The organism is Corallococcus sicarius (assembly GCF_003611735.1).
GTDB lineage: Bacteria > Myxococcota > Myxococcia > Myxococcales > Myxococcaceae > Corallococcus > Corallococcus sicarius.
Genome location: NZ_RAWG01000536.1, coordinates 1 through 3,456, shown reverse-complemented (window position 1 = coordinate 3,456; position 3,456 = coordinate 1). Strand labels below are relative to the sequence as shown.

The 3,456-nt window shown below is 70.9% G+C and carries 5 protein-coding genes; 2 read left to right on the top strand and 3 right to left on the bottom strand.

All coding sequences use genetic code 11. The annotated features are described in order from the left end of the window. Window positions 1–126 precede the first annotated feature (126 nt). Together D7X12_RS40265 and D7X12_RS40260 are read left to right on the top strand one after the other, a co-directional pair. A complete protein-coding gene (locus D7X12_RS40265; protein ID WP_120630422.1) occupies window positions 127–402 on the top strand; it encodes a hypothetical protein in 276 nt (91 codons plus the stop codon). A gap of 84 nt (window positions 403–486) precedes the next feature. Further along, complete coding sequence (locus D7X12_RS40260) at window positions 487–1,224, top strand: PHP-associated domain-containing protein (RefSeq protein ID WP_120616058.1); 738 nt, start codon at window positions 487–489, stop codon at window positions 1,222–1,224. Between the two features lie 18 nt (window positions 1,225–1,242). Here the strand turns inward: D7X12_RS40260 and D7X12_RS40255 are convergent, their stop codons facing one another. From D7X12_RS40255 to D7X12_RS40240, 3 genes are all read right to left on the bottom strand, one after another. Continuing rightward, window positions 1,243–1,998: a hypothetical protein gene (locus D7X12_RS40255; protein WP_120630421.1), complete on the bottom strand. Its 756-nt coding sequence runs from the start codon at window positions 1,996–1,998 to the stop codon at window positions 1,243–1,245. A 331-nt stretch (window positions 1,999–2,329) separates the two neighbouring features. After that, window positions 2,330–2,668 (bottom strand): FmdB family zinc ribbon protein, encoded by a 339-nt coding sequence (locus D7X12_RS40245; RefSeq protein ID WP_120630419.1) that lies wholly within the window; start codon window positions 2,666–2,668, stop codon window positions 2,330–2,332. Between the two features lie 17 nt (window positions 2,669–2,685). After that, window positions 2,686–3,183, bottom strand: coding sequence for a hypothetical protein (locus D7X12_RS40240; RefSeq protein WP_208719607.1), 498 nt, complete (start codon window positions 3,181–3,183; stop codon window positions 2,686–2,688). Window positions 3,184–3,456 lie beyond the last annotated feature (273 nt).

Here is a 3,456-nt window from a genome sequence, read left to right as displayed (position 1 = left end):
GAGGTGGGGGTTTGCACACCACCCGGCGTGCATAGGTTCACCCGGTCGCACCCGGTTCTTGGATTGGGGCGGGGCCTGGGACCACGGCGGTCCCTAGGGCATGGGCGGGAAAAAGGGGGCAGGACCGTGGACATGAAGACGAAGAAGGACCTCGCGGTGGATTTCATCAACACCATCCGCACCATGGAGCCCAGCGCTCTGAACGCCCTGATCGTCAAGGAGGCGGGCGAGGAGCTGGCCCAGTTCTTCCTCAACTACAGCGCCAACCTCATCTCCAAGGATCCGTCCCGGGTGCTGGAGAACACCTCGTCGCTGATGCTGATGGGCTACCTCATCCGCACCTACGAGGAGAAGAACACCCAGGCCAGGCAGGGCAACTTCCAGTCCTACGCCTTCGCCTGAGGGACAGGCCTTTTCACGGCCGCCTTCCCGGGCCTTCGCGCAGGCTCGACAGGCCCTGGGAGGCCTGTTAGGCACGCGTCGCCCATGCTCATCGACCTACACGCCCATTCCCACCTGTCCAAGGGGTGCGACCTGGAGCCGCGCGCCGTGCTGGAGCGGGCGGCGCTGTTCGGCCTGGACGCGGTCGCGTTCACGGAGACCAACACCCAGGACGGCTGCGACGAGCTCTTCGAGATCGGCGCCAAGGCCAAGGTGAAGGTCTTCGTCGGGCTGGAGCTCGTCACGGACCGCGGCCAGTACCTGTGCTTCTTCCCGAAGCCGGAGCTGGCGCCGGAGCCCGTGCAGCTGTGGGGCAGCAACCGGGAGAAGCCGTGGAGCGCGGCGGAGTGCCTGCCCAAGGTGAAGGCCCTGGGCGCGGCCATCGTCGCGGCGCGGCCCTTCGACAGGGACGTGCCCAACCCCGCCATGGAGTACGTGCGCTCGCTGTCGGGCGTGCTGTGCGCCGTGGAGGGCTACAACGCCAAGGTGAAGCAGACGGCCAACGACCTGGCAGTGGAGGCCGCGGACGTGCTGAAGCTGCCCTGCGTGGGCGGCAGCGACGCGCGCGGCTCCCTGGACGAGATGGGCCGGGGTGCCACCTTCTTCAAGCGCGACGTGCTCACCCAGGCGCAGCTCGTGGAGGAGCTCTTCAAGGGCGACTACTGGCCGGTGATGGCCGGCGAGCTGCCCCGCCTCACCCGTCCCGGCGAGGCCCAGGCCCAGCGCAAGGGCGGCGGGGGCGGTGGCGGCAAGAAGCAGCACCGCCGCGGTGGCCGTCGCTAGCCGCCTCCCGGAGGTCCCTCAGGGAAGCAGGGCGGTGCCCGCTTCCTCGGCGCGCACCAGGCGGCCGTCGGTGAGGAACGCCTTGCGGCGCTCCCCGGCGTAGCGCCACTCCTCGTTCTTCGCCGTGCCCTCCAGCGAGCGGCGCACCGTCTCCGGCGGGCCCCACGCCATGCGCACCGCGTCCGCGGGCATGTCCGCCACCAGCTTCTTCGTGCGCACGGCCTCCTTCACCGCGGCGCTGAAGCCGTCCAGTTCCTTCACCGGGCGCGGCGACAGCGTCTTCTCCAGCTCCGCGCGGAAGTCGTCCGGCCGGTCCAGGTTGGGCGGGAGCACCAGCACCACCTGCTCACCCGGCGGCGCGCCCTCCACCGTCAGGTACACCCACGGCCAGGAGCGCGGCGTGTAGAGGAGGCGCTCGGTGACGACCCACGCGGTGGGGAACTCCACCTTGGTGATCCGCACGCGCGCGCCCGCGGGCACCGTGGCCTGGATGGCGCCGGGGTTGATGGGCTTGCCGCTGGTGTCGTCCAGCAGCCGCACGTCCTCGGGCGGGTAGGGCGTCAGGAGCCGCTTGGAGCCGTCCCCGAAGAAGGGCGTCAGGTACGCGGAGACGCGCAGGTACTGATCCGCGTCCGGGCCGGTGAGGGCGCGGTCCAACGAGGCGCGATCCTCGGGGGACATGCGGGTGGCGGACGCGCAGCCGGCGCCGGCACAGGCCAGGGCCAGCAGCGGAACCAGGAGGAGGGACGACGGACGGGAGGAGGAAGGCGACATGGCACCTGGACGCGCGCGGGATGGAACGCGCGCGGAACAGGTGCCTGCTTAGCCTAGCGGCTGGCCTGCGTCAGCGCCGGCGTGTCCGTCGCGGCCAGCTTGCCGTTGCGGCAGCCGCGCTGCGCGGGACACACCGGGCCCCGGCCATGAGGGTCGGCCACCAGGAGGAACCGCCCCTGCCCCCGCGCATCCGTCAGCTCCGGATGACCGCACAGCGCACAGTGGCGGGGGGGACGCTTCGAGGGCGGGAAGGGCACGACACGAAGTGTGCGGCCTCCCCGGGCCCCCAGCGAATTTTCGGCCGGCGGTGTTCCCGCCGGCCGCGCGTCCGCTACGACTTGTCGCCGGACGCGGACGACGTGCTACCGGAGGCGGCCGCGGGCGCGCTGCTGGCCGCGGGCGTGCTGCTGGCCGGCGCGGCGGTGCTCGACGCCGCCGCCGGCGTGGAGGCCGAAGACGACGAGGCGCCTCCGCCGTCCTTCTTGGTGGAGCCGTAGAGGTCCGAGTACCAGCCACCGCCCTTGAGGTGGAAGCTGGAGCGGCTGACCTGCTTGGTCAGCGTGCCGCCGGCACCGCACGCGGTGCACGCGGCGGGAGCGGGGTCGGACATCTTCTGCAGCACGTCGATGGTCTTTCCACAGGCCGAGCAGCCGTACTCGTAGATGGGCATGGGGTGGGTACCTCGTCTCAGGGCGAAGGGGGCAGGGTCTGGGAGGAGAGCTGCTTGCGCAGGGACTCCGCCATCCCCAGGCGCTCGAAGGCGCGGGTGACCAGCTCCGCGGGCGCGCCGTGTTTACGACCCACGACGTTGGCCAGCGAGTGGAGATCAGTGGCGTCCGACATCACATCCTTCACCAGCCGCTCCAGCTCCTTGCGGAGCGAGTCGGTGAACTTCTTCTGGATGCCCAGGTCCGCCAGGTACTTGTCCCGGCCGAGCAGATCCAGCCGGTGGGTGAGGTGGGAGTTGGACAGCACTTCGGAGCGGAACCGCTCGCGCAGGTTCTCCACCTCCGCGGAGAGGTGGAGCGCGCGCGTCAGCCGCTGCAGCTCGCTGGGGCTCAGGCCCAGCGCCCAGGCCACGCGGCCGGTGGCGCCCCGCTGCGCGGCGAACGCCGTCAGCAGGTTGTTGCGCTCCCGCTCCTCCAGCACCTCCATGATGCCGTGCTGGCGCAGCGCGTTCTCCATGTCCACCTGCGTCAGCTCGCCGTGGGGGCCGTTGTAGCGGTGCTCCAGGGTGCGCAGGAGCGAGAAACGGTGCTCCGTGGCCTCGATGGCCTCCTCCAGGGTGGTCTTGCCCTCGGCGCGCGTCAGTTCGAAGAACGACAGTCGCTGGGCAGGGTCTGGGAGGAGAGCTGCTTGCGCAGGGACTCCGCCATCCCCAGGCGCTCGAAGGCGCGGGTGACCAGCTCCGCGGGCGCGCCGTGTTTACGACCCACGACGTTGGCCAGCGAGTGGAGA